At 61.5% G+C, this 25,281-nt stretch carries 24 protein-coding genes; 19 read left to right on the plus strand and 5 right to left on the minus strand.

The features are described 5' to 3' along the window. Nucleotides 1-149 precede the first annotated feature (149 nt). Genes ACRQEC_RS07970 through ACRQEC_RS08005 form a run of 8 tightly spaced genes read left to right on the plus strand, consistent with a single transcriptional unit; the run spans nucleotide 150 to nucleotide 6,977 of the window. A complete protein-coding gene (locus ACRQEC_RS07970; protein WP_234984496.1) occupies nucleotides 150-860 on the plus strand; it encodes a helix-turn-helix transcriptional regulator in 711 nt (236 codons plus the stop codon). Nucleotides 861-875: 15 nt separating this feature from the next. Beyond that, entirely contained in the window at nucleotides 876-2,327 is a 1,452-nt protein-coding gene (gene sufB, locus ACRQEC_RS07975) for a Fe-S cluster assembly protein SufB (protein ID WP_200807184.1), read from the plus strand. Continuing rightward, the gene (gene sufD / locus ACRQEC_RS07980) at nucleotides 2,327-3,508 is read left to right on the plus strand and encodes a Fe-S cluster assembly protein SufD (RefSeq protein WP_087070735.1); all 1,182 of its coding nucleotides are present in this window, start codon (nucleotides 2,327-2,329) and stop codon (nucleotides 3,506-3,508) included. Before sufB ends, sufD begins: the two co-directional genes overlap by 1 nt. Further along, nucleotides 3,505-3,852, plus strand: coding sequence for a Rieske (2Fe-2S) protein (locus ACRQEC_RS07985; protein ID WP_026429292.1), 348 nt, complete (start codon nucleotides 3,505-3,507; stop codon nucleotides 3,850-3,852). The genes sufD and ACRQEC_RS07985 overlap by 4 nt, the downstream gene beginning before the upstream one ends. Then, a complete protein-coding gene (sufC, locus tag ACRQEC_RS07990; RefSeq protein ID WP_016442707.1) occupies nucleotides 3,852-4,613 on the plus strand; it encodes a Fe-S cluster assembly ATPase SufC in 762 nt (253 codons plus the stop codon). Before ACRQEC_RS07985 ends, sufC begins: the two co-directional genes overlap by 1 nt. Then, nucleotides 4,614-5,885 carry a SufS family cysteine desulfurase gene (locus ACRQEC_RS07995; protein ID WP_087070736.1) on the plus strand — a complete coding sequence of 424 codons (1,272 nt, stop codon included), beginning with the start codon at nucleotides 4,614-4,616 and terminating at the stop codon, nucleotides 5,883-5,885. A 4-nt stretch (nucleotides 5,886-5,889) separates the two neighbouring features. Beyond that, nucleotides 5,890-6,456, plus strand: coding sequence for a Fe-S cluster assembly sulfur transfer protein SufU (gene sufU, locus ACRQEC_RS08000; protein WP_234984497.1), 567 nt, complete (start codon nucleotides 5,890-5,892; stop codon nucleotides 6,454-6,456). Further along, a complete protein-coding gene (locus ACRQEC_RS08005; RefSeq protein WP_087070737.1) occupies nucleotides 6,453-6,977 on the plus strand; it encodes a metal-sulfur cluster assembly factor in 525 nt (174 codons plus the stop codon). Before sufU ends, ACRQEC_RS08005 begins: the two co-directional genes overlap by 4 nt. A gap of 62 nt (nucleotides 6,978-7,039) precedes the next feature. Here ACRQEC_RS08005 and ypfJ read toward each other — a convergent pair whose 3' ends face one another. Together ypfJ and ACRQEC_RS08015 are read right to left on the minus strand one after the other, a co-directional pair. Continuing rightward, complete coding sequence (gene ypfJ, locus ACRQEC_RS08010; RefSeq protein WP_087070738.1) at nucleotides 7,040-7,933, minus strand: KPN_02809 family neutral zinc metallopeptidase; 894 nt, start codon at nucleotides 7,931-7,933, stop codon at nucleotides 7,040-7,042. Nucleotides 7,934-7,979: 46 nt separating this feature from the next. Further along, complete coding sequence (locus tag ACRQEC_RS08015; RefSeq protein WP_143231878.1) at nucleotides 7,980-8,300, minus strand: hypothetical protein; 321 nt, start codon at nucleotides 8,298-8,300, stop codon at nucleotides 7,980-7,982. Between the two features lie 191 nt (nucleotides 8,301-8,491). Between ACRQEC_RS08015 and ACRQEC_RS08020 the strand changes: the two genes are divergently transcribed. Continuing rightward, nucleotides 8,492-10,105: an ABC-F family ATP-binding cassette domain-containing protein gene (locus ACRQEC_RS08020; RefSeq protein ID WP_087070740.1), complete on the plus strand. Its 1,614-nt coding sequence runs from the start codon at nucleotides 8,492-8,494 to the stop codon at nucleotides 10,103-10,105. 99 nt (nucleotides 10,106-10,204) lie between these two features. On the opposite strand, the gene glgC is transcribed toward ACRQEC_RS08020, so the two are convergent. Further along, nucleotides 10,205-11,455 (minus strand): glucose-1-phosphate adenylyltransferase, encoded by a 1,251-nt coding sequence (glgC, locus tag ACRQEC_RS08025; RefSeq protein WP_035277237.1) that lies wholly within the window; start codon nucleotides 11,453-11,455, stop codon nucleotides 10,205-10,207. Between the two features lie 198 nt (nucleotides 11,456-11,653). On the opposite strand from glgC, the gene glgA reads away from it, so the two are divergent. The 6 genes from glgA to ACRQEC_RS08055 all read left to right on the plus strand — a co-directional run bounded on the left by glgA (nucleotide 11,654) and on the right by ACRQEC_RS08055 (nucleotide 17,017). Then, on the plus strand, nucleotides 11,654-12,901 hold the full coding sequence (glgA, locus tag ACRQEC_RS08030) for a glycogen synthase (protein WP_087071193.1): 1,248 nt from the start codon (nucleotides 11,654-11,656) through the stop codon (nucleotides 12,899-12,901). A 35-nt stretch (nucleotides 12,902-12,936) separates the two neighbouring features. Beyond that, nucleotides 12,937-13,722: an ABC transporter ATP-binding protein gene (locus ACRQEC_RS08035; protein ID WP_087070741.1), complete on the plus strand. Its 786-nt coding sequence runs from the start codon at nucleotides 12,937-12,939 to the stop codon at nucleotides 13,720-13,722. Nucleotides 13,723-13,910: 188 nt separating this feature from the next. Further along, nucleotides 13,911-14,333, plus strand: coding sequence for an NfeD family protein (locus tag ACRQEC_RS08040; RefSeq protein ID WP_087070742.1), 423 nt, complete (start codon nucleotides 13,911-13,913; stop codon nucleotides 14,331-14,333). 65 nt (nucleotides 14,334-14,398) lie between these two features. Beyond that, nucleotides 14,399-15,490: an SPFH domain-containing protein gene (locus ACRQEC_RS08045; protein WP_087070743.1), complete on the plus strand. Its 1,092-nt coding sequence runs from the start codon at nucleotides 14,399-14,401 to the stop codon at nucleotides 15,488-15,490. A 137-nt stretch (nucleotides 15,491-15,627) separates the two neighbouring features. After that, nucleotides 15,628-16,485, plus strand: a complete 858-nt coding sequence (locus ACRQEC_RS08050; protein WP_087070744.1) for a TrmH family RNA methyltransferase — start codon at nucleotides 15,628-15,630, stop codon at nucleotides 16,483-16,485. A 235-nt stretch (nucleotides 16,486-16,720) separates the two neighbouring features. Beyond that, nucleotides 16,721-17,017, plus strand: coding sequence for a helix-turn-helix transcriptional regulator (locus ACRQEC_RS08055; protein ID WP_051278575.1), 297 nt, complete (start codon nucleotides 16,721-16,723; stop codon nucleotides 17,015-17,017). 131 nt (nucleotides 17,018-17,148) lie between these two features. On the opposite strand, the gene ACRQEC_RS08060 is transcribed toward ACRQEC_RS08055, so the two are convergent. After that, entirely contained in the window at nucleotides 17,149-17,622 is a 474-nt protein-coding gene (locus ACRQEC_RS08060; RefSeq protein WP_087070745.1) for a tRNA (cytidine(34)-2'-O)-methyltransferase, read from the minus strand. A gap of 281 nt (nucleotides 17,623-17,903) precedes the next feature. Between ACRQEC_RS08060 and ACRQEC_RS08065 the strand changes: the two genes are divergently transcribed. From ACRQEC_RS08065 to ACRQEC_RS08080, 4 genes are all read left to right on the plus strand, one after another. Further along, the gene (locus tag ACRQEC_RS08065) at nucleotides 17,904-18,578 is read left to right on the plus strand and encodes a DnaE2-dependent mutagenesis accessory factor ImuA' (RefSeq protein ID WP_143231880.1); all 675 of its coding nucleotides are present in this window, start codon (nucleotides 17,904-17,906) and stop codon (nucleotides 18,576-18,578) included. Then, nucleotides 18,578-20,272, plus strand: a complete 1,695-nt coding sequence (locus tag ACRQEC_RS08070) for a Y-family DNA polymerase (protein WP_087070747.1) — start codon at nucleotides 18,578-18,580, stop codon at nucleotides 20,270-20,272. Before ACRQEC_RS08065 ends, ACRQEC_RS08070 begins: the two co-directional genes overlap by 1 nt. 2 nt (nucleotides 20,273-20,274) lie before the next feature. Next, entirely contained in the window at nucleotides 20,275-23,526 is a 3,252-nt protein-coding gene (locus ACRQEC_RS08075) for an error-prone DNA polymerase (protein WP_087070748.1), read from the plus strand. 153 nt (nucleotides 23,527-23,679) lie between these two features. Further along, complete coding sequence (locus ACRQEC_RS08080) at nucleotides 23,680-24,144, plus strand: hypothetical protein (RefSeq protein ID WP_180948616.1); 465 nt, start codon at nucleotides 23,680-23,682, stop codon at nucleotides 24,142-24,144. Here the strand turns inward: ACRQEC_RS08080 and ACRQEC_RS08085 are convergent. Further along, nucleotides 24,141-25,193 (minus strand): GNAT family N-acetyltransferase, encoded by a 1,053-nt coding sequence (locus tag ACRQEC_RS08085; RefSeq protein WP_087070749.1) that lies wholly within the window; start codon nucleotides 25,191-25,193, stop codon nucleotides 24,141-24,143. The genes ACRQEC_RS08080 and ACRQEC_RS08085 overlap by 4 nt on opposite strands. Nucleotides 25,194-25,281: the final 88 nt, after the last annotated feature.

The following is a 25,281-nucleotide window of genomic DNA, read 5'->3' on the forward strand; positions in this document are numbered from 1 at the left end:
CAACGCCCGTGTTGTTTAATTGGATGGCGAGGTCCTAGATATGGCAGGCCGGCACGTGATAAAGCAGCGGTGAGCGATGCGGGGGAGCCTCAGGCTACGGCCCAGGGTTCCGAGCAGCGCTCACGGATGCTCGGTGAAGGTGTAGAACAGTGGAAGGGGTGGTGATCCAGATGGCAGCGGAAGAAAGCGCAGGGATCCGCCCCCGGGAAGAAACAACCCGCGAAGGAATTCTGCGCCTCATTATGGAACGCGGGCCCATTAGTGCCGCGGAACTGGCCCAGCTGGCTATTCTCACTCCGGCCGGGGTGCGCCGGCATTTAGTGGCGCTCGAAGATGCCGGTGCGATCACCGAATGCGAGAAACCCGGGCAGCGCGAGGCACGAGCCGGGCGCCCGGCCCGCTATTACGTGGCGACCGATACCGGGCAGAACGCCGGGGCAACCTCGTATCACACCATGGCGAATGCAGCCCTTGATTTTCTGCGTGAAAATCTGGGGGAGGCCGGGGTGGAGGAATTTGCGCGCCGGAGGGAACGTTCCCTGGTGGCGCGTTACCGCGATGCGCTCGGGGATACCGAAAATCCCGCGGAGCGGCTGCGCCGCCTGGCGCGCGCCCTCACCCAAGATGGCTACGCCGCGTCGGTTCGCGATGTTCCGGGCACGCAGGATGGGCCGCGCCAGATGATCCAGTTGTGCCAGGGGCGCTGCCCCCTGCGCGACGTCGCCACACACCATCACTTTTTATGCGCGGCGGAAACCCGCGCTTTTCACGAACTACTCGGGGTTCCCGTGCAACGCCTGGCAACCATTGCATCCGGGAGCCACGTGTGCACGGTGACGCTGCACGCTAACAGCGTTTAAATCGGGAGGAAACACATGGCACAAACACGGCACGAGGCAGCAATTGCGGAGGCCGTGGCGCAGCAGGAACACGTGATCGCGAACCTGTCCGGCGCCTATGAATTTGGGTGGCACGATACCGATACCGCCGGGGCGCACGCGCGCCGCGGTCTGGATGAGGGCGTGGTGCGCGCGATTAGCGCGGCGAAAAAAGAACCGGAATGGATGCTTAAGCGGCGCCTGCGTGCCCTGCGCCTCTTCGAGAAACGCCCCATGCCCACCTGGGGGGCTGATCTTTCCGGGATCAACTTCGATGACTTCAAGTACTTTGTGCGGGCAACCGACCGCCAGGTCACCGATTGGAATGACCTCCCCCCGGAAATCAAAAACACCTACGACCGGCTCGGCATCCCGGAAGCGGAAAAAGAACGCCTGGTGGCCGGGGTGGCTGCACAGTACGAATCCGAGGTGGTGTACAACTCGATTCGTGCGGACCTGGAAGAACAGGGCGTTATTTTCGTGGATACTGATACCGCACTGCGCGAGCACGAGGATCTGGTGCGCGAATACTTCGGCACCGTGATCCCGGCCGGGGATAATAAATTTGCCTCCCTCAATACCGCGGTGTGGTCGGGTGGTTCCTTCATTTACGTGCCGAAGAACGTGCACGTGGATATTCCCTTGCAGGCGTACTTCCGTATCAATACCCAGGCGATGGGCCAGTTCGAACGCACCCTCATTATTTGCGACGAGGGTTCCTACGTGCATTACGTAGAAGGCTGCACCGCCCCGATCTACTCCGAGGATTCCCTCCACGCCGCCATCGTGGAAATCATCGTGAAGAAGAATGCCCACTGCCGCTACACCACCATCCAGAACTGGTCTAATAACGTGCTCAACCTCGTGACCCAGCGTGCCACCGTGGCCGAAGGAGCCACGATGGAATGGGTGGATGGCAATATTGGCTCGCGCCTCAATATGAAGTACCCGGCCTGCGTGCTCCTGGGCGAACACGCCCACGGGGAAGCGCTCTCCGCTGCCTTCTCCGGCCCGGGCCAGCATCAGGATACCGGCGCGAAAATGCAGCACCTGGCCCCGAATACCACCTCCTCGATTGTGTCGAAGTCAATTTCGCGCGGGGGTGGGCGCTCCTCCTACCGCGGCCTCGTGCAGGTCTCGGAAGATGCCCGCGGCTCAAAATCCAATGTGGTCTGCGATGCGCTCCTCGTTGATGATATTTCCCGCACCGATACCTACCCCTACGTGGATGTGCGCACGGACGATGTAGAAATGGGGCACGAAGCCACCGTGACGAAGGTGAGCGAAGAACAGCTCTTCTACCTCATGCAACGCGGCCTGTCCGAACAAGAAGCCATGGGGATGATCGTGCGCGGCTTCGTGGAGCCCATCGCCCGCGAACTGCCGATGGAATACGCACTTGAACTCAATCGTCTTATTGATCTGCAAATGGAAGGGAGTGTGGGCTAATGGTCAGTACTGATCATTCCCAGGCGGTGCTGGCAGACGAAGGATTCCATACCGCGCACGCCGACCGCTCGGACCGTTTCGCCTCCTTCAACCCGGAGGAGTTCCCGATTCCGCGCGGAACCGGGGAGGAAGAAGACTGGCGTTTCACGCCGATGGACCGGGTTGCCCCGTTCATTCATAACGTGGAGGGCGTGCGCGATGCCACCGTGACGGCCACCGTGGTAGGTGGGGCACGCGTGGAAGAAGTGGACCGCAGCGATCCGCGCCTGGGCACGGTAGGGAAACCAGATGACCGCGCGGCAGCCCTCGCCTGGTCGGCTTTCCAGCGTGCGCATATCGTGACTCTCGACGGAAGCGAGCACGCGGACGTCGTCGCCATGATCACCGGGGAAGGCACACTGAGCGTTGCTCACACCCTTATCACCGCGGCCCCGGAGGCTAGTGGCACCGTGGTGCTTGAGCACACCGGCAGCGGCGACCTCACGGAAACCGTGGAAATTGAGGTGGGGGCGCACGCGGATCTCACCGTTGTGTCCGTGCAGGAACAAGAACGCTGCGCCTCCCAGCATTCCGCCCAGCGCATCCGGGTAGGTGAAGGCGCGAAATTCCGGCATATCGTGGTGACCATCGGCGGGGATCTTATCCGCATGACCACCGCGTGTGAGCTGGAAGGGGAGCGTTCCGATACCGAACTGCTGGGCGCTTATATCACCGAAAGCCACCAGCATCACGAACACCGGATTTTCGTGGATCACGTGGCCCCGCATTGCAAATCGCGAGCCACCTACAAGGGCGCGCTCCAGGGCGATGAGGCGCATTCGGTGTGGATCGGGGATGTGCTGATTCGGGCTCAGGCCGCCCAGACCGATACGTATGAACTCAACCGCAACCTGGTGCTTACCGAGGGAGCGAAGGCCGATTCGGTGCCCAATCTGGAGATTCTCACCGGGGATATTGCCGGGGCCGGGCACGCCTCAGCCACCGGGCGTTTTGATGATGAGCAGCTCTTCTACCTCATGGCCCGCGGCATCCCCGCGGATGTGGCGCGCCGCCTGGTGGTGCGCGGTTTCTTCGCGGAATTGGTGGAACAGATCGAAGTGGATTCGGTGCGCACCAAGCTCATGGACGCTATCGAACGCGAACTCGATTTGGCCGACGCCGGAAGCGGGGAGGAGGCATGAGCTGGCAGCAGGTGTGTACCACCGCGGATCTCGAGCCGGAAAGCGCCCTGAGTGTGGAAGTCCGCGCTGCTAGCGGCGCCGTCGTACCCGTATGTATCGCACGCGACTGCCACGGAACCTGGCACGCCGTGGGCGATATCTGCACCCATGAAGACGTTAACCTCAGCGACGGCGAAGTTTTTGATACCACAATCGAATGCCCCAAACACGGGGCGGAATTCGACCTGTGTTCCGGGCGTGCCCTCACGCTCCCGGCGGTCACACCCGTGCCCGTCTACCCCTTGACCTGCGATAATGACGGCCGCGTTTTTATTGACGTGGACACAACACCTGAGGAGAAGTAATGGCTACTCTCGATATTATTGATCTGCACGCCTCGGTCATCACCCCCGAAGGCCCCAAACCGATTCTGCACGGCGTCAATTTGCATATTGGCGATAATGAAATCCACGCGATTATGGGCCCGAACGGCTCGGGTAAATCGACCACGGCCTACGCGCTGGCCGGGCATCCCTCCTATGAGATCACTTCCGGGCAGGTGCTCCTCGACGGTGTGGATATTACCGATATGACCGCCGATGAACGCGCCCGCGAGGGGCTTTTCCTCGCCATGCAGTACCCGGTGGAAGTGCCCGGCGTTTCCGTCTCGAATTTCTTGCGCACCGCGAAAACCGCGATTGACGGGGAAGCTCCCAAGCTGCGCGAATGGTCCCAGGCGCTACGCAAAGTCACGGAAAAACTGCGGGTGGATGCCGATTTTATTAAGCGTGATCTCAACGTGGGCTTCTCCGGTGGTGAAAAGAAACGCACCGAAGTGCTCCAGATGGAATTGCTGGAACCCAAGATCGCCGTGCTGGATGAAACGGATTCCGGGCTGGACGTGGACGCGCTGCGCGTGGTCTCCGAAGGCATCGTGGACGTGCATGAACGCACCGGTAATTCGCTGCTGCTCATCACCCACTACAACCGGATTTTGCAGTACGTCAAACCCGATTACGTCCACGTTTTTGCCGGCGGCAAGATTGTGCGCACCGGCGGGCCGGATCTGGCCAGCGAACTGGAAGCCTCCGGGTACGACAGCTACATCGAAGCGGAGGCGAAGTAGGTGAACGCCGTGCGCCCGCTGGTGGCGCGGGAAGATTTCCCGATTCTGGCCCGGCCGATGCGCGGGGATCAGGCCCTCGTGTACCTAGATTCCGGGGCGACGGCGCAGCGCCCGCGCGCCGTTCTGGACGCGATGGTGGATTTTGATACGCGCTCCAACGGGGCGGTCAAGCGCGGGAGCCACCTGCTCGCGGAGGAATCCACCGTGGCCTACGAAGAGGCCCGCGCGAAAGTGGCGGCTTTCATCGGGGCGGCGCCCCAGGAAATTGTATGGACCAGCGGGAGCACTCAGTCCCTCAACCTCCTCGCCTACGCGATCTCGAATGCCACGGCGGGGCGCGGCTGGGGGAACGCGGATCGTTTCCTGCTGCGCGCCGGCGACGATATCGTGGTGACCCGCGCCGAGCATCATGCGAATCTGCTGCCCTGGCAGGAATTATGCGAACGCACCGGGGCCCGCCTCACGTGGCTTGATCTGGATGGTGAGGGCCGGATTGACCCGGCCACCCTCGCGGTCATCGGGCGGCGCACCCGCATCGTTGCTTTCACACATGTCTCGAATGTGACCGGGGCGGTTTCCCCGGTGGCGCAGATCGTGGAGGCGGCCCACGCGGTGGGTGCTTTTACGGTTCTCGATGCCTGCCAATCCGTGCCGCATCTGCCCGTGAACGTGCGGGAACTTGATGTAGATTTCGCGGCTTTTTCGGGCCATAAAATGTACGGGCCCACCGGGTTGGGGGTGCTGTACGGGCGCGAAGAACTCCTCGCGGACCTGCCGCCCTACCAATTCGGCGGCTCGATGATTGAACGGGTCACGATGGAAAAAACGCGTTACGCGCGCCCGCCGGCCCGTTTCGAGGCGGGAAGCCAGCCGGTTACCCAGATCGTCGGGCTCGCACGGGCGGTGGATTACCTCAGCGCCATCGGCATGGAGAACGTGGCGCGCTACGAAGATGAGCTGACTGCCCAGCTGCTTGCCGGGCTCGGGCAGATCCCGGGGATCCGGGTGCTCGGCCCGCGCGAGGGCGCCGGACGTACCGGGATCGCGGCTTTTACCGTGGACGGTGTGCACCCGCATGACGTGGGGCAATTCTTGGATGCGCGCGGTATTGCGGTGCGGGTGGGCCACCATTGCGCCCAGCCGATTCACGACTTCTTCGGGGTGCCGGCCTCGGTGCGCGCCTCCGTGGGGATCTACACAACAAGCTCGGATATTGACGCGTTTCTTGATGCGTTGAGCCAGGTCCGCGGCTATTTCTGGGTGGAAGGATAAAAAGTTGAGCGAACTTGATGAGCTCTACCAGCAGATTATTCTCGATGCGGCGCGCGAACGCCACGGTGAAGGTGAGCTGGCGCCGGTGGCGGCTGGCGCCGTCGTGCCGCAAGGGGAGTCCACCCAGGTCAATCCCATGTGCGGGGACGAGGTGACCCTCGAGGTGCGCCTCTCCCCGGATGGAGAGAAGATCGCCGAACTCGCCTGGCAGGGGCAGGGCTGTTCCATTTCCCAGGCCTCAATTTCCATTATGAATGACCTGGTGGCCGGGCATTCCATCGAGAACCTCACCACCCTCTACGGTTATTTCCGCGAGATGATGGACAGCCGCGGGGCGGAACTTTCAGATACCGCCGCGGACGCCCTGGAAGACGCCGCCGCTTTCCACGGGGTAGCCCGCTTCCCCATGCGCATTAAATGCGCGCTACTCGGCTGGATGGCAGTCCGCGAAGCAACCGACGAAGCCCTCCACCGCCTCAACATACCCGGCACGCCCGCGAGCACTTCAGCAGAAGCTACGAATCCCGCGGGAGCTACGCCGCCCCTAATGAAGGAGACCCCGGAACAATGACGGAGAAGAACGAAGTAACCCCGCCCGCGCCCGAGGCAACTGCTCCCGAGGCCACCCCGCCCGCAGCGGAAACTACCGCTACAGCGAGCGCGCCGGAGGCACCCGCGCCCACAGCGGAAACTACCGCTACAGCGAGCGCGCCGGAGGCACCCGCGCCCACAGCGGATGAACGGATCGGCGAAGTGGTCTACACCGACGGTGATAGCCCGATAGACGACGTTGATCCCTACCTCGTCCTCGAGGCGATGAAGGACGTTATCGATCCGGAACTCGGCGTCAATATCGTAGATCTTGGCCTCGTCTACGGGGTGACCACGAACGGCCGCCACCTCCACCTCGATATGACCCTCACCTCGCCGGCCTGCCCGCTCACGGACGCGATCACCGACGGCATTATTATCGCCACGGAAGATCTTGTGGACGACGTGGATATTAACTGGGTGTGGCTGCCGCCGTGGGGCCCGGAACGCATTACCGAAGACGGTCGCGATGATCTGCGCGCTCTCGGTTTCAATATTTAGTACGACGACGCCCGTGCGCCCAGAAAACTCTGGGCGCACGCCGCACTTCCGCCAGCGCCTCTTTAGCGCCAGGTATTGCAGGCGTTGAAATCGCCTGTTTCGTAGCCGGTTGTCAGTGCATCCATACGCTGGGCGGATGAGCCGTGGGAGAACTTTTCCGGGTTGACATCCATGCCGGCGCTTTCTTGGATATGGTCATCGCCAATCGCGGCCGCGGCGTCAATCGCGCTGGCGAGCTGGTCACGGGTGGGAGCCTGGAGAATCGGGATCCCGCTGGCCGGATCAACCGTGCTGGCGGCGTGATGCAACCAGAGGCCGGCGTAGCAATCAGCCTGCAATTCCGAGCGCACCTGCGAAGAATCCGGGCCGGTATCGCGCGGATTGACACGCTCGAATACCCCGGTGAGATTCTGGATATGATGCCCGAATTCGTGGGCGACCACATAGGCCTGAACCAGGGTGGTGTTCTCCGCCCCGAAATTAGCTTCCAGTTCATCGAAGAACGTGGTGTCAAGGTAGACGGTTCCATCGGCGGGGCAGTAGAAGGGACCCACCTGACTGGAGGCATTCCCGCATCCGGTGCTCACCCCTTCAGAAAAGAGCGCAAAGCCAGGAAGCTCGTAACGGGTGCGCGCCGCGCGGGGCAGTTCCTTTTCCCAAAATGCATCGAGGGATTGGGCTACCGCCACCATAAAGCATTCGGTGGAGGCATTGGCATCCGCTCCGGTACGGCACTTGTCCGCGAAATCGGAGGTGGTGGATTGCTGGACGGAGCTGCCCTGAGGGGAGGTGCCCTGGGTGATAGCAGCCGGCGGGGGAGCGCCGGTGACCATGTACCAAACCAGGGCAATAATAATTCCGGTGAGCCCGAAGCCTCCGCCAATCATGGCACCGCGCCCACGTCCGCGATTTTGCACTCTCGCCCCGTCGAGGCGCACGCCGTCGTTAACACTCATGGCTTCGAGCCTACCCTCCCGGCCCGGCCCCCGCGGCCCTTTTCCGTTAATACCGCGCGATAGCGTACCCGAGGGGAAGCGCCGCCACGATCACGCAGATGAGGCAGGCGAGGAAGCTCCATCCGGCCACCTTGCGGAAGCGCAGCTGCCCGGGAGTGGCGCGCTGTTCGCGCGAGAGCGTGACGGCGGTGAGAACCAGGCCCGCCACCGCGCCCAGCCAGGCGAGGAGTTGCACGAGCAGCCGGCCGTGCCCGAGGAATACACAGGCCGCCGCACATACGGATATCACCACGGGCAGCACATAAGCGCCGTGGGTTTCCGGATGCTCGCCGGGATCCGGTTCGGGCACTGAAGATGGTGTTGTCACCTGTCCATTGTCCCGCGTGCGAGCCGCGGGCACCAGTGGCGCGCTGCCGTGACACCACCTGCCAGCCGTGACACCACCTCCAAGCCGAGGCCCATCGGCGGCACAGGCGACCGGACCATCGCACGCCAGTGGCGCGCTGCCGTGACCGGCAATGCGGCCCGCGCGCGATTTTCTCGGTAAAGTAAGCCCTTGTGATTACGGCTTCTGATCTCACAATCCGCATCGGCACGCGTGAACTTGTCCAGCACGCCAGTTTTCAGGTCCACAAGGGTATGCGCGTGGGCCTGGTGGGGCGTAACGGCGCGGGCAAAACCACGATGACCCGCCTGCTGGCGGGCGAAGGCACCACCTCGGATGCTGTTGATTACGAAGGGACTCTGCACCGCAGCGGCACCATCGCCTACCTCCCGCAAGATACTCACGATGGGGATCCGAACCAGATTGCCCGGGATCGCATCCTGGAGGCCCGCGGAATCGACGCCACGATCCGCCGTATCCGCAAGGCGGAAAAGGATATGGCCGAATGCACCGGTACCCGCCAGCAAAAAGCCATGGAACGCTACGTACGCCTGGACCAAGAGTTCACCGCAGCCGGGGGCTGGGCCGCCAATGCCCAGGCTTCCCAAATGGCCGCGGCTCTGGGCCTGGACGAGCGCATTCTCAACCAGCCCCTGGGCACCCTTTCGGGTGGGCAGCGCCGCCGCGTCGATCTGGCGCGGGTGCTTTTTTCCCAGGCAGATACGCTGCTTCTGGACGAACCGACCAACCACCTCGACCACGATTCTCTCCTGTGGCTGCGCGATTACCTCGCGAATTATTCGGGTGGTTTCGTGGTGATTTCCCACTCGGTGGATCTGCTGGAAGAAACGGTCACGGCGGTATGGCATTTGGATGCCAACCGGGCGGCCCTCGACCAGTACGCGATGGGCTGGTCGGCCTACCTCAAGCAGCGCGAAACAGATGAGCGCCGGCGCCGGCAGATGCGCGCCAATGCCGAAAAGAAAGCGGATCATTTGCTGGCGCAGGCCAATAAGATGCGCGCGAAGGCCACGAAGGCGGTTGCCGCGCAGAATATGGCGAAACGCGCGGAGAAGCTTCTTGAGGGATTGGAAGAAGAACGCGCGGACGACAAAGTAGCAGCGCTGCGTTTCCCCGAGCCGGCACCCTGCGGGAAAACACCGCTGCGGGCCCGGGGCCTGTCGAAATCCTACGGTTCCCTGGAGGTGTTCACCGGCGTTGATTTGGCGATCGACCGCGGTTCGCGCGTCGTCGTTCTTGGTCTCAACGGCGCGGGCAAAACCACGCTATTGCGTTTACTGTACGGAACGGAAACCCCGGACACCGGTGAAGTGCTCCCCGGGCACGGCCTCAAGCTGGGCTATTACGCGCAGGAACACGATTTTATCGATACGGATAAAACTGTGGTTGATAATTTGCGTTACGTCGCCCCGGAGTTCGACGAAACAGGCTTACGTACCGTGCTCGGTTCCTTTTTGTTTTCGGGCGACGACGCCGATAAACCCGCCCGCGTCCTCTCCGGCGGTGAAAAGACCCGCCTGGCTTTGGCCATGCTGGTGGTTTCACGCGCCAATGTGCTGTTGCTGGACGAACCAACGAATAATCTTGACCCGGCCTCCCGGGAGAAAATCCTTGGCGCCCTGGGCAAGTACGAAGGCGCCGTCGTGCTCGTCACGCACGACGAAGGTGCCGTGACCGCGCTCAATCCCGAGCGAGTGCTTCTCCTCCCGGACGGGGACGAAGATTTGTGGAGCGACGACTATCTGGAGTTGGTTTCCCTCGCCTAGTACGGCTGTGCCCGGTACCGGAAACCGATACCGGGCACACATACTAGCCTGAAGCTAGGCAAGCGGTGCAAACACTGAATAACTCAGGCGCGCAACCGCTTAGCGGCGCACCACCGCATTCTTGGGAACCACGACCACGCCGCCTTCCGAGACGTAGAAACCGCGTTCGCGGTCATAATCGTGATTGACACCCAGCTGCGCACCTTCTTCGATCTGGACATTCTTATCCACGATGGCACGAATAACGGTGGCATTGCGGCCCACGTTCACGCCGTCCAGCAGCACCGATTCACGCACCGAGGACCAGGAATTCACCCGCACCCCGGGGGAGAGCACCGATCCGATCACTTCGCCACCGGAGACGATAACACCGGGGGAAACAATGGAATCCAGGGCGTGCCCGAGGCGTTCGTGATGCCCGTACACGAATTTTGCGGGCGGCAACCCGGTGTAGCCGGTCAGGATCGGCCAGCGCTCGTTGTACAGGTTGAAATCCGGAGTAACGGAAATAAGATCCATATTCGCCGCGTAGTAGGCATCAATGGTACCCACGTCACGCCAGTAGTCCTTATCCCGTTCACCTTCACCGGGGATGCGGTTATAGGTGAAATCGTAGACGCCGCAATTACCGGCTTCCACGAATCGCGGAACAATGCTGCCACCCATATCATGGGCGGAACTGGGATCCGCAGCATCATTCTGGAGGGCCTCAACCAGCGCATCAGTGTTGAAAATGTAATTGCCCATGGAGGCCAGGAACTGATCCGGGGCTTCTTCCAGGCCCAAACCGGAGGTATCCTGCGGCTTTTCCAGGAAGCGGGAAACCTTCTGGTGGTTTTCCGCATCCACATCAATAACACCGAAGGAAGGGGCCAGTTCCAGCGGCTGGCGAATACCGGCGATGGTCAGGTCGAAACCGGATTCCACATGCTGGTCCATCATCTGGGAGAAGTCCATGCGGTAGATATTGTCTGCTCCGGTTACGAGCACAACATCGGGCCGTTCATCATCGATGACGTTCATGGACTGGTAAATGGCATCCGCACTTCCGGAGAACCACCCCTTGCCGCGCCGCTGCTGGGCGGGAACCGGGGCCACATAATTGCCCAAGAGGTTGGACATACGCCAGGTTCTCGTAATATGGCGGTCCAGCGAATGCGACTTGTACTGGGTAAGCACGATGATCTGGAGATATCCAGAATTCACGATGTTACTCAGCGCAAAGTCAATCAGCCGGTAAATGCCCCCGAAAGGAACCGCGGGTTTCGCTCGATCTTCAGTGAGCGGCATTAAACGCTTGCCTTCGCCTCCCGCAAGGACGATGGCCAGAACGCGTAAATCTCTCCTCATGACTACAGCGTACCGTAAAACGTGAAGTTGAACACCCGCTTCCAGAAGGAACGTGGACAAGTCGTGTGCCGGTCCACGCTGTGGATAAATGGGGCCCGCGGCTGTGTTTCCGGGGGTGGTGGGTTACCCTTGAAGTAGTACGCTCGCATGATCCGCTTCGTGGGGAAGCGGACGGCGGCGAAGAAGCCGGAGGCAACCATGCGCATTGATTTACTTACTCGCGAATACCCCCCGCATGTGTACGGAGGGGCGGGAGTTCACGTGACCGAGCTTTCCCGTGTGCTCGCCCAGCATGCTGATATTCACGTACGTGCCTTTGATGGTCCGCGCGCTCCTTCTGAGAACAAAGACGTTCCCGCGGGTGTAGCGCTGGAGGGCTATGACTACCTCAAGGAACTTGAGGGCGCGAACGCGGCCGTGCGCACCATGGGTGTTGATCTCAATATGGTCACGGATGTGGAAGGTGCGGATCTGGTGCACTCCCACACCTGGTACGCGAATTTCGCCGGGCATATCGCTTCGATTCTTTACGGTATTCCGCATGTGATTTCCGCGCATTCCCTGGAACCGCTGCGCCCGTGGAAACGTGAACAGCTCGGGGGTGGCTACCAGCTGAGCTCCTGGGTGGAAAAAACTGCCTACGAATCCGCGGCCGGAATCGTGGCGGTATCGCACGCGATGCGCTCGGATATTTTGCGCTGCTACCCGAATATTGCACCCGAGCGGGTGCGGGTGATTCATAACGGTATCGATTTGAATACCTGGAAAGCTCCGGAAACCAGCGCGGAAAAAGAAGATGCCCGCCGGTATTTCGCCAGCTACGGCCTGGATCCGGATCGGCCCACTATTATGTTCGTTGGGCGTATTACCCGCCAGAAGGGCGTGCCGGGGCTGCTGCGCGCGCTGCGCCAGGTTGATAAGGGCGTCCAGGTGGTGCTGTGCGCCGGGGCTCCCGATACCCCTGAAATCTTGGAGGAAACAAAGGCTCTCGTGGCGAAGCTGCAGGCCGAACGTGAAGGCGTGGTCTGGATTGACGATATGCTCAGCCAGGATCGTATTGTCGCCCTGGAATCGTGCTGCACCACTTTTGTTACCCCCTCCATTTATGAGCCGCTCGGCATTGTTAACCTGGAGGCGATGGCGGTGGGGCTTCCGGTGGTCGGCACCGAAACCGGGGGAATTCCCGATTGCATCGTGCACGGAACCACCGGGCTGCTTGTTCCTATCGAACAGGCTCAGGACGGCACCGGCACCCCGCTCAACCCCGAGCAATTCGAGGCAGATCTGGCCGCGGCTCTCAACGAGGTGTGCTCCGATCAGGAGCGGGCCGCGCAGATGGGCCTGGCTGGCCGCCGCCGGGTGGAGGACCATTTCTCCTGGGAAGCTATCGGCGAAAAAACCATGGAGTTCTACCGCGAACTCGTGGATAACTATCCGCGGCGCTAACCGGTTATGTCGTAGCGGCACGCTATTCTAGAACCATGGGTGACGTGCTGTCTTTGAAAGATGTAACGCTGCGCCGCGGGGCTACGGAAATCCTCCGCTCGGTATCCTGGGATGTTAATTCCGGGGAACGCTGGGTGATTTTCGGGCCCAACGGCGCCGGGAAAACCACGCTCATACAGGTGGCCGCCGCGCGGCTCTTCCCCAGTTCGGGAAGCGTGGAGCTCATGGGCGAACGCCTCGGCACGGTGGATGTGCGGGAGCTGCGCAGCGCCGTGGGGGTAACCTCGGCCGGGATTGATGCCCGCATCCCCGGGGGTGAAACCGTTTTCCAAGCGGTGCGCACCGCCGCCTACGGGCATCTGGCCGCCTGGAATGAGGAGTACGACGCCGCAGATGACGCCCGTGCCCGCGCCATGTTGCGCAGGCTCGGTTTACGGGACCTCGAGGATCGTAAAGTTGCGCACCTTTCGTCCGGGGAACGTAAACGCTTAGGGATCGCGCGGGCCCTCATGCCCAATCCGGAAGTCCTTATTCTGGATGAACCCACCTCGGGCCTGGATCTGGGTGGGCGCGAACGCCTGCTGGCCACCCTCTCGCGGCTGGCCGGAGCAGCGTACGCCCCGGCCATGCTGCTGGTTACCCACCACGTGGAGGAAATCCCGGTCGGCTTTACCCATATGCTGCTCCTCAAAGCGGGCAGTGTGGTGGCGGCCGGGCCGCTAGCGGAAGTTCTGACTTCCACGCAGCTCTCGGAGGCATTTGATTATCCGCTCCGGGTGGAAGAAAACGCGGGTCGGTATACCGCGCGCGCTGCCCGCTAGGGGAATCTGGGGCGCGGTATATCTGTAGCCCGGGCTATTTCGCGGGCAGAATATCCGTTATTCCGCGCTCAGTAGATTTTCCGCTCGGTATATCCGAGGCGCAGGGTGTCCGGTAGCATGGCACCAGAGGACGAAGAGGCCCGGAGCCGAAGAACCGGCTGGGTGGAACTCTCAGGAAAGGGAGAACAATGACGTGGCAAATTTGGGTCATCGCCGGGTTAGCACTCGCAATTGTTGAGATGTTTACCCTCGATTTCACTTTCCTTATGCTGGGGCTAGCTGCCCTGGCCACCGCGGGAGTGGCCCTGGGAACAGATGTCCTGTGGATCCAGATCATCGCCTACGGAATTTTCGCTCTTATCCTCTTGTTTTTCGCCCGTCCCTGGGCGCGCCGCCACATCAACCCGCGCGGCGCCGCCGTCGGCAATGTGGAGGCGCAGGTGGGCCGGCGTGCTTACGCACTTACGGAGATTACCGAGCGTGGCGGGCGCGTGAAAATTGGCGGAGATGAATGGAGTGCCCGCACCGCTGCGGGGCGCATCCCGGAGGGCGGCGTCGTACTTGTGCAAGCAATTGACGGTGCCACCGCAATCGTGACCCCGGAATCATAAGTTTTATCTGCTTCACGTACCACCGAAAAGTCACCGAGGCCGCCTAGCGGCACAAAGGAAAAATCATGGATGCTGATATCAACGCGAGCACGGTTATTGGCGTGCTCCTCCTCTTACTCCTTCTCCTTGTGGTGGTGGCGGTGTTCCGTTCCGTCATCAAGGTGCAGCAAGGCTACCAGGTGGTTGTGGAACGGCTGGGCCGCTACCACTCCGTGCTGCAACCGGGGCTGCACTTCCTGGTGCCGTTCTTCGACGCGGTACGCCAGCGCATCGATATGCGTGAACAAGTGGTGCCTTTCCCGCCCCAGCCGGTTATTACCTCCGATAACATCAACGTCTCCATTGACACGGTTATCTACTACCAGGTGACGAACGCGTATTCCGCAACCTACGAAATTGCCGACCCGATGACCGGTATTGAGCAGCTGGCCGTCACCACCTTGCGTAATATCATCGGCACCATGGATATGGAACAGGCCCTGACTGGCCGTGACCGTATTAACGACCAGCTCCGCAGCGTGCTGGACGATGCCACCGGGCGTTGGGGTATTCGCGTTTCCCGCGTGGAACTCAAGGCGATTGATCCGCCGGCTACCGTTCAGGGCGCGATGGAACAGCAGATGAAGGCCGAACGTGACCGCCGCGCCGCGATTCTCACCGCGGAAGGTATTAAGCAGTCTCAGATTTTGACCGCTGAAGGTGAAAAGCAATCGGCTATTCTCAAGGCCGAAGGTCAAGCTCAGGCCACCGTCCTCAAGGCGCAGGGTGAATCCCGCGCTATTCTTCAGGTCTTCGACGCGATCCATAAGGGCAATGCCGATCCGAAGCTGCTCTCCTACGAATACATTAAGACGCTGCCGCAGATCGCCAATTCGCAGTCCTCGAAGCTGTGGATTGTTCCTACCGAGCTCACCGCCGCGCTCGATGCGGTGCAGAAGGGCTTCGGTGGGGGCCGCAGCGGCGGGGGAGACGAACCCAGCCCATCCGGGCCCACCGGGGTCGATTTTGAGAACGCGGCCGATGTGGCTGATGTTCTCAAGGAAACCACCCTCCCCGATATTGATTCGGCGCTGGCCGATGCACGCGGGGAAGCCAATCGCGCTGTTGATGATGCGCGCGGTTCCGTTTCCGATCCCAACCAGATCCCGAAGAACTAAGCGAAAAAACAAGCTTACCGGCGTGCGGAGTCGCGGAGCTTGATATCGATAATTGACCGGGGCCGCCCACTGCGCACAACGCGCGGGGCGGCCCCGGCCATTTGTATCCGATACCGGCGTGGTGGCACGCTTGCTATGTGTTGATTTACCTCGATAACGTTGCCGCTCCCGAACTTGATGATTATTTCCGGCTCACCGATGTGCACCTGCGCCGCTTACTCGAACCCGAGCGCGGAGTGTATATGGCCGAATCAACGAAAGTTATTGAGCGGGCTTTGCAGGCCGGCCACCAGCCGCGTTCCTTCCTCACCTCCCCGCGCTGGCTCCCGGATTTGCAAGCCTGCTTGGAGCGCTGCGGCTGGGAAGTGGACGGAGCGGCAGTGCCCATCTACGTGGGTACCGATGAGATGCTCCAGGCAGTAACCGGTTTCAAAGTCCATCGGGGCGCCCTGGCCGCGATGCACCGCCCGGAATTGGCCGATGTGGCAACGCTGCTAGCGGAGGCACGCGAGGGGCGCGGCGCGCGGCGCGTCGTCGTTCTAGAAGGACTGGTGGACCACACAAATGTGGGTGCTATTTTCCGTTCCTGCGCGGGGCTCGGGGTCGATGCGGTGCTGGTGACCGATACGTGCGCCGATCCGCTGTATCGCCGCTCGGTGCGGGTATCCATGGGGACCGTGTTTCAGGTGCCGTGGACGCGGATCCACGAGTGGCCGCGCAGTATCGAAAAATTGCACGGTCTCGGTTTCCTCACGGCCGCTTTAGCGTTAGAGGACGACGCCGAAACTCTGGACGATTTCGCGAATCGCGCTGATGTGCTCGCCCCGGATTTGCGGGTCGCACTTATTCTCGGAACGGAAGGGGACGGTCTGAGCGCGCGCACCGTCGCGAGTGCGGATACCCGGGTCATTATTCCCATGGCCGGGCACGTGGATTCCCTCAATGTGGCTGCGGCGAGCGCGGTGGCCTGCTGGGCGCTGCGCACCCGCGACTAAGGTGAAAGTGAAGCGGGAGTGGAGCGGAAGTGAAGCGGGACTGCGGTGATAGTGCCTCGGGATTGTCGCGGGATTGTCGCGAAACTAAAGGAGCGCGGAGCTAAAAGAAACTCAGAACTGAGGGAAGCCGAGCGCAACAAAACGGCAGGTAGAGCAGGCCCTTGAGAAAATAATTACTGTTAATGCCGGGTATACCCGGTGGAAAGAAGGTGCTACGCACGACGAAAGTGGAAGGGTGCAGGACAGTTCCCAAATTGATTCGCTCGTCGCGTGGCGCTTGGCGAAAACAGTACGTGACCGGCGTGAAAGCCTGGGAATGTCGCAAGAAGATCTCGCTTTGCGCGCCAATCTCAACCGCACCACGTTGCAATCGCTAGAAAGTGGGCGTTCCGATCATAAAACCGGAAAGCCGTCGAATCCGCAGCTACGCACGCTGCTCCAATTGGCGCGGGCGCTGGAGATGTCCGCCGGGGAACTCCTCGGCGAAGCCGAGCGCCTCTACGATCAGGCGCTTCGTGAGGAAGGTTTATAGCTAGTCCTATGGTGCTGTAGCGCGGCGGGAGGGGTATCGCCTGGATGTGGGCAGCCGCTAGCTTGGGGGCCGCGTGCGGCGCGCGCTTAAGGTGCGCGCGGGCAGCGGGTTGAGGTGTGCCCGGAAATGTTTTAGGAAAATTGGGCGGCACCGGGGTATCTGAGCTGGCGCCAGGCTTCGTACACGGCAATGGATGCCGCATTGGCAAGATTAAGAGACCGCAGGTGGGGGAGCATCGGTATGCGCACCGCCGCGGTGATACGTTCGTGGGCGACGACGCGCGCGGGCAAGCCGGTTGGTTCAGGCCCGAAAAGGAGATAGTCGTCGGGCTGGTAGGAGACTTCGGCGAAGTTATTTTGGGTATGCCCCGTAAAAGCAAAGATGCGAGCATCGGGCGCGCTGGTGAGAAATTCCTCAAAATTCGGGTGAATAACGAGGTTGGCAAGGTCGTGGTAGTCCAAGCCGGCGCGTTTGAGGTGCGCATCAGAAAAATCGAAACCGAGGGGTTCAATCAGGTGCAAAGTGGCGCCGGTGCACGCCGCTAGGCGAATGGCCGCGCCGGTATTGCCGGGAATGCGCGGCTCGAAGAAAACAATATGAAGCACCCATCCAGGGTACTCGCCCAAGAATTTCGCGCGCGATTTTTGTGTCGTATCCCTTCGGTAGAGTAAAGCCATACCGTAAAATCGAACATCCGTTCTAATGTGTTGTGGGGGGTGCTATGGGTGCGCAGAAATTAGCTGCCGCGCGGGCCGCGCTTGCCCGTGCGGAATCCGCGGTGGGATTAGCCGGTTCGCAACCGCAGGTACAACCGCAGTCGGGCGGGAGCAGCTGGGATCTCCCACCGGAAATTTCTCAACTTTTCCCGCGGGGCTTAGCCCCGGGGATGACTCTCGGAGTTAGCGGTTCGCGCATTGCGCTGGCCTTGGTGGCCTCCCTGGTAAGTGCGCAAGGTGCGTGGTGCATCTACCTGGGGATGCCTGATATGGGGTGGGAAGCCTGCGCCGGTTTAGGTAGTGATCTCAATCGGATTGTTACTATTCCCTACCTCCCGCCGGCCCGGAGCGGGGCGGCGCTTTCGGCCGCTATTGATCTTTTTGACGTGGTGATTGTGGGAAGCGCGCTGCGCCTGGATACGCGGGAGCAGCGCCGGCTCGCGCAGCGGGCACGTAACCGGGAAACTCTGCTTATTGCGGAAAATTGGCAGGTGCGGGATCGGGTGCAGGCGCGCTATGAATCGGTGACGGGCCCGGCCAGCGGAAGCGGGCATATCGCACATATCACCGTGGAACTCCGTTCCGCGCGCGGCGCGCGCCTGCGGATTGCGTGGGATGCTACCGGCTGGCATCCGGCCGCGGGCCTGCGGGCGGTGCCATCTGCACGCGAAGCTGCTCCGGCTTTGAATGAGGTTGCCCCGGTTCTGAATGAGGTCGCTCCGGCTATGCACGGTGTCGCTTCGCGCCGCGCGGTGCCCGAGCGCCGGATCCCGGGTGACCAGGCTCCTGGAACCGAGCTTCGTTTGGTACCGGTTACCGATGCGCGGGGGAGGCGTGGGGAATAATGCGCCAGGCAACAGTCTGGGTTCCTCACTGGCCCATTATCGCGGCGGAGATGGCGGGGATTGTGAGCAGAGAAAATCCCGTCGCGGTCGTGGAGCATCACCGGGTGGCCAGCCTCAATATCTGGGCCTGGCAGAAAGGCGCCCGGGTGGATATGCCCATCCGGCAGCTGCAATCTCTCGTCCCGCAATGCACCGTTATTCAACGGGATGGGGCGCGTGAGCTACGTTTCTTCGACCCGGTGCTACGCGCTATCTCCAATCGAGTGGCGCGTTTCTCGATGCTGGAACCGGGAGTGGTTATCTTTTCAGCCGCGGGCCCGGCACGCACCGCAGGCGGAGAAGAACGCCTATGCGAAAGCATTGTGGGGGATATCGTTGATGCCGCCGGGTGTGAGGCCCGGGTTGGAATCGCGGAAGGAACCCTTCCTAGCCTATGGGCGGCGCGCACCTCGCGCATTATCGCTCCGGGTGCTTCCGAACAAGTATTGGCCAGCCAACCGATCTCGCTTTTCCTTCTTACCGCAACGTCAGCAACCCGCCCCGCGCTCCGCGATTGCGTGGAACTACTTCATGACTTGGGGATTACCACTATCGCGGATGTTATCGGGCTGGGGCAGCGCTCCCTCGTCACGCGTTTCGGGAATATCGGGCAATACCTGTGGGATCTGGCCACAGCGCGCACCCTACCCGCACACGAAGCCACCTCGGATACCCGTGATATATCCGTGGTAGCTACCTTTGATCCGCCCCTGAGCCACGCGGAACACGCGGCTTTTGCCGCGCGTAATCTCGCCGGGCAACTCGAAACAAAAATGCGTGCCGGTGCGGCTGGCTCCGCCCGCCTGGATATTCGGGCGAGCGTCGCCTCCGGAGAAGTAATGACACGCAGCTGGCACCTCGAACTCCTCACCCAAGAAGATGTGGTGGATCGGGTGCGGTGGCAAATCTCCGCCTGGATAGCACAGCCGCGTGAGGCCAGCGAAGCTCCAGCGGAAACCCGCGGAGGTATTACCCAACTAGAGCTGATCGCCCGGGATATTACCCCCGCGGGCAATCATCCGGCGCCCCTCTGGGGTGCGCGCACCACCAGCGATGCGGCAGCCGCGCGCGGGGCTCACCGCCTCCAAAGCCTCCTCGGTGAAGAATACGTGCGGGTGCCCCGCCGGGTGGGTGGGCGCCTCCCCGAAGAAGATATACAAGAAATCCCCTGGGGCCAGGCGGTAGATACCTCCCGGGCGGGGCTTCCCTGGCCGGGCCGGCTGCCCGAACCCGCCCCGGTACAGTTCCTGCGCACCCCCTATCCGGTGGCTGTGCTCTGTACCTGCGGGCAGCCACTTGCTATTGCCGCAACCACCGCACTGCACTGCCCAGGGGAGTGCCAGCGGCCCTTTCCGGCTACCATCCGCACGGCTTCCCGCACCGGCGCGGCTTTGCCCGCAAGGCACGATGCCTCACCCGCGGGCCATGCTGCCTCACCTGCGGGCAGCGCCGGTCCTCCTACCGCATCGCTCCGCGCGCTTTTCGGCGTGGAAGGCTCCCTCACGGTAGTCGACTACGCCGGTCCCTGGGTGAGTGAACAGCGCTGGTGGGCGCACCCTACCCGGCGCGCCTATATCCAAGCGGTCACCACCACCGGGGCGGTACTTCTCTATAGAGAACAGGAGCGCTGGTACCTTGCTGCCAGCTACATCTAGCCATGACCACTCTTATCACTAGCTCTCCCTATGTCCCGTATGCGGAACTGCATGCCCACTCGGCTTTCAGTTTTCTTGACGGAGCCAGCCTGCCCGAAGACCTCGTGCAAGGCTGCCTGGATCTGCGTATCGAAGCCCTAGCCCTCACCGATCACGATGGTTTTCCCGGTGTTATGCAGCTCGCACAAGCCGGGCGAGATACCGGCCTCCCCACCATCACCGGCACCGAAATAACGCTGGATAGCACCCAGCCGCGCGAAGGCCCGGATCCGGAAGGTGGGCATCTTGTGTTCCTTGCCCGCACCCCGGCCGGATACCAGCACCTCTCCCGAGCTATCGGAACAGCCATGCTCGCCAGCGGTACAAAAGGAATCGCGCACCATACGCTGGCTCAGCTTGCCCGCAATAATGGCGATATTCTTGTCCTCACCGGCGGTTGCCGCAAAAGCACACTTCGCCGCATTCTTGACACCCAGCGCGGCAGTGAGGCCCGCCGCGCCGCCCGGCAAGAACTCGACCTCCTTATCAGCACCTTCGGGAAAGATAACGTCGTCGTGGAACTCACCTCCCACGCCGGGCCGCTTGACGCACAGCGATGCGATCTTCTCGAAGAACTGGCCCGGGAAACCGGAGTTCGCGCGGCGGTCACCGGAAACGTCCACTACGCGCATCCCGCCGACCGCCCGATTGCCGATATATTTGCTGCCACCCGGGCTCGCTGCACCCTCGATGAGATAGATCCCTACCTTCCCGCCGCCGGAGCCCATTTGCGCTCCGGCCACGACTGGCGCATCCTGCACCGCGGGCGCGAACGCTACCTGGAAGCCGCGGCCCGCATCGCCGAAGAATGCGCCTTTGACCTCTCCCTCGTCAAGCCGAATCTTCCCCCGTTCCCGGTACCGGAAGGCTATACCGAAGCCACCTGGCTGAGGGAACTGGTGCTGCGCAAAGCCCGCGAACGCTACGGAACACCGGCGGACTACCCGCGTGCCTGGGAAGTGATCGAGCACGAACTCGAGGTCATTACCCAGCTGGGTTTCCCCGGATATTTCCTCATCGTGGAAGAAATAGTGGCCTTTTGCCACTCTCGCAATATTTGGTGTCAGGGGCGCGGATCGGCCGCGAACTCCGCCGTATGCTTCGCCCTGGGAATTACCGCGGTCGATGCCGTGAAACACGCCATGCTTTTTGAACGGTTTTTATCCCCGGGGCGCTCGGGGCCACCCGATATCGACATCGACATCGAATCCTCACGCCGCGAAGAAGTCATCCAGCATGTGTACGAACGCTACGGGCGTTCTTGTGCTGCCCAGGTCGCCAATGTCATTTCCTATCGGCCCCGCTTTGCTATCAGAGATGTGGCGCGGGCCTTCGGATACCCGGAAGACCATATTGACCAATGGGCATCAGCATTCCACCATCGAAGTATCAGCCCGGGCGGCGGCGCCCAGCCCCAGCCCGCCGGGCTACCCGAACGTGTCGCCGCGCTGGCTACCCGGATACAGCAGCTCCCGCGGCATCTGGGAATCCACGCCTCCGGAATGGTGCTTTGTGACCGCCCGGTTATTGACGTATGCCCGGTGGGATGGGCCTCCAAACCGGGAAGAACAGTACTGCAATGGGATAAAGACGATTGCGCGACCGCCGGGCTCGTGAAATTCGATCTTCTCGGGCTCGGAATGCTCACCGCCTTGCGTATCAGCTTCACTGAACTCACTCGCCGCGGAATTCTCGCACCCAACGGCCAGCCCCTCGGTTTGCATAATGTACCCTCGGAAGATCCAGAGGTTTACGCACTCCTCCAAGCAGCCGATACCGTCGGAGTGTTCCAGGTGGAATCCCGCGCGCAAATCGCCACCCTGCCGCGCCTGAAACCCGAATGCTTCTACGATTTGGTTATCGAGGTGGCTCTTATTCGCCCCGGCCCCATTCAAGGTGGATCCGTCAATCCCTATCTGCGGCGCAAACAGGGGAAAGAAAAAGTGACCTATCCGCACCCGCTCCTGAAAAATGCGCTGGAAAAAACCCTGGGGGTGCCGCTTTTCCAAGAACAACTTATGCATATTGCCATTGACGCCGCGGGCTTCACACCCGCACAAGCCGACCAGCTCCGCAAGGCCATGGGCTCGAAACGCTCCGCTGCCCGCATGGAACGCCTGCGCGGTCAACTCATGGAAGGCATGGAAAAACAGGGGATAACTGATCCGGAGGTGCGCGCAGAGATCTATGAGAAACTCGCGGCCTTCGCCGAATTCGGTTTCCCCGAATCCCACGCCTTTTCCTTCGCCTACCTCGTTTATGCTTCCGCTTGGCTGAAAGTTCACCACCCGGAAGAGTTCTATATGGGTTTGCTCAATGCGCAACCGATGGGCTTTTACTCCCCGCAATCCCTCGTTGCCGATGCGAGGCGGCATCACCTCGTGGTGCGGCGGGCAGATGTCACGCGTTCGCACGAACATGCCAGAGTGGAAGAACTACCCGATACGCAAGATCGTCCGAAACGGGAACACCCGCGTATCCACGTGGATAGCCACCGCTACCTCCAGCTCGGGCTCAGCAGTATCAAAGGCCTCGGGAATGCGGCCATACAGCGAATCCTCACGGCCCGCGCCCGCGCGCCCTTCCGCGACCTCGCTGACCTAGCGCAGCGTGCCCGGCTAAAAACAGCAGATATCGAGATTCTTTCCCGCGCCGGAGCTACAGACAGTTTGGGGGTGAGCCGGCGGGAAGGCGTCTGGATTGCCCAAGCAGTGAGCAATGCTGAGGTAGTACACGGAACCACATATCAACCTGCGATCCCCGGAACCGAACCTTTCGGTGCGGTGCCCGAGCTCCCGGAACTCACCGCCGTGGAACAGGCCCATGCGGACCTGCGCGCCACCGGAATTTCTCCCGATTCCTACCCGACGCAATTCATTCGCCCAGCACTCACCGCGCGCGGAATTCTCACGGTTACCGCGGCATCCACCCATCCTGAAAAAAGCAGGTGCAAAGTGGCCGGACTGGTTACCCACCGCCAGCGGCCCCATACCGCGAAAGGAATCACCTTCCTCAACCTTGAAGATGAAACCGGGATGCTCAACGTCCTTATCACCCCGCAGCTATGGGAACGCTATCGGGAGATTGCGCGCACCTCGAACGCCCTGGTGATCCGCGGGATGGTCGAACGCGATGGCGGAGCCGCTGTTTTCCACGCCGATGGAATCGAAGCTATCCCGCTCGGGATCAACCTTCCCTCCCGGGATTTCCGATAGCCGCGCGATAAAGCTGGTGGCTCGGAAGCAGCGGCGTCGTCGCTTAAAACCTCTTAGCGAAAAGAACGCAACCGGCCGCGAACAATCGATACGATAACGGAAGTTGCTCTCGACCTGGAGCATCATCCGCACAGAATCTGGAGGCACAAGGTTATGGGTAAATATCGGGCACTGTTGCGGCTTGCGCGTCGGATCGGCCCCGCCATCGTTTTCGTGATCACGCGTTACGGACCGCAACTGCGCGCCCTCATCCGCGAGAACCCGCAGATCGCTTCCAAACTCCAGGACCGCATGCATCAACTTGCCGGAAAAAAGCCGAATGAGCGGGACGCGCACAGCCTCAGCGGCCGTATCGAGATCCTCAAAGAACACGTTACCTATCTCTACGCCTCGGCCAACACCGCTGATATTGCCGAAAAAGCCGCGGCGTGGCGCGCCGAACTCGACTCCATCGAACGGGCCATCCCCGTCCTCGATGCCATGGCCCGCGCGCAGCGGCTTACGGAACGGCGCAGGCTCTCCAAACGGATCGACGTGCTATCCCAACAGATTCTCTCCGCCAGCCTCAGCGATTACATTGAAGACGCCATTATTGACGACGACGGGAGTGCGAGCTAATCGCGCGGGGAGAGCCCCAAAGCTCGCGGGATATCCGGATTGAAGAAATTCGGGCCCTTGAGAACCTTGCCGTCCTCCCGGTAAATCGGCCGCCCGTCCGCCCCGAGCTTCGATAAATTCGAGGCCTGCACCTCGGCGAGCACATCGGCCATGGGAATTCCCAGTTCCAAGGCCATCCCGTAAATCACGTACACCAAATCCGCGAGCGCATCAGAAATCTCAACGATATCTCGGGTTTCGTCATCAAGATCAACAGCCCGTGCGAAAGCCGCGCTCACCTGTTCACCGGCCGCCTTCCCGTAGGCGGCCGTCACCAATTCGGTAAATTCCTCCGCGATAAGGGACATACGCATCGGCAGGCGCGGCCGATCCGCTTTCGGCCCGTCGGTGACAATAGGAAGCGCGTACGTTTCGTGGAATTGGCGCACCAAATCCTCTGGGCGGCGCGGATCGGGAAAAGCCGGATGCTTCTCACCGGGGCCAAACCAGGCGTGCGCGGGCTCCATGGCATCCCCGCGCTGGAGAGTGGCCTGGAACAAGCCGTAAACCTCGCCCTTATTCACCGTGACAGCCGGGCGGATACCGATGAAAGAAAAACCGAGCTTCCAGGCGACCTTCGCCGAAGCCCAATTGATATCCGAACCCTGCACTTCGCAATCCCAGTGCATTGCCGCCAGATTGGTCTTATCGAAGAAATATTCCAGGACGGTGCGCACCGCCTCCGTCACCATCCCGGTATTGCGAGCCTCTTTGGCGGCCCAAAAACCGAGCCGGCCGACGCGCCCGTTTCCCGTCACATCCACCTGCACGCAGCCCAGCGGGGCGGATTCCGGCCCGCGGCGGATCAACCACACCGGCGAACCTTCTGCCCACTTCTGCGGCGCGAACTCAGTGATGAACGCTTGGGCATCCGAGCGTGAATAGCCGGCCGGGATCGTGGTCCAACGTTGAATATCCGGGTCCGCGCAGATGGTGGCCAGCGCGGTTTCATCCGCGGGGCGCGGAGCGCTAAGAAAGTACGACGGCGTGGTTAGTGTGAACTCCTGCATGGCTTTAGTGTACGCAGGCCAGCAAGCCTACAAAAACGCGAGGCCCGAACCACCACACAGTTCGGGCCTCGCGCCAGCTCCAGGGCGC

This window comes from Actinotignum saccati (genome assembly GCF_051265055.1).
Lineage (GTDB): Bacteria > Actinomycetota > Actinomycetes > Actinomycetales > Actinomycetaceae > Actinotignum.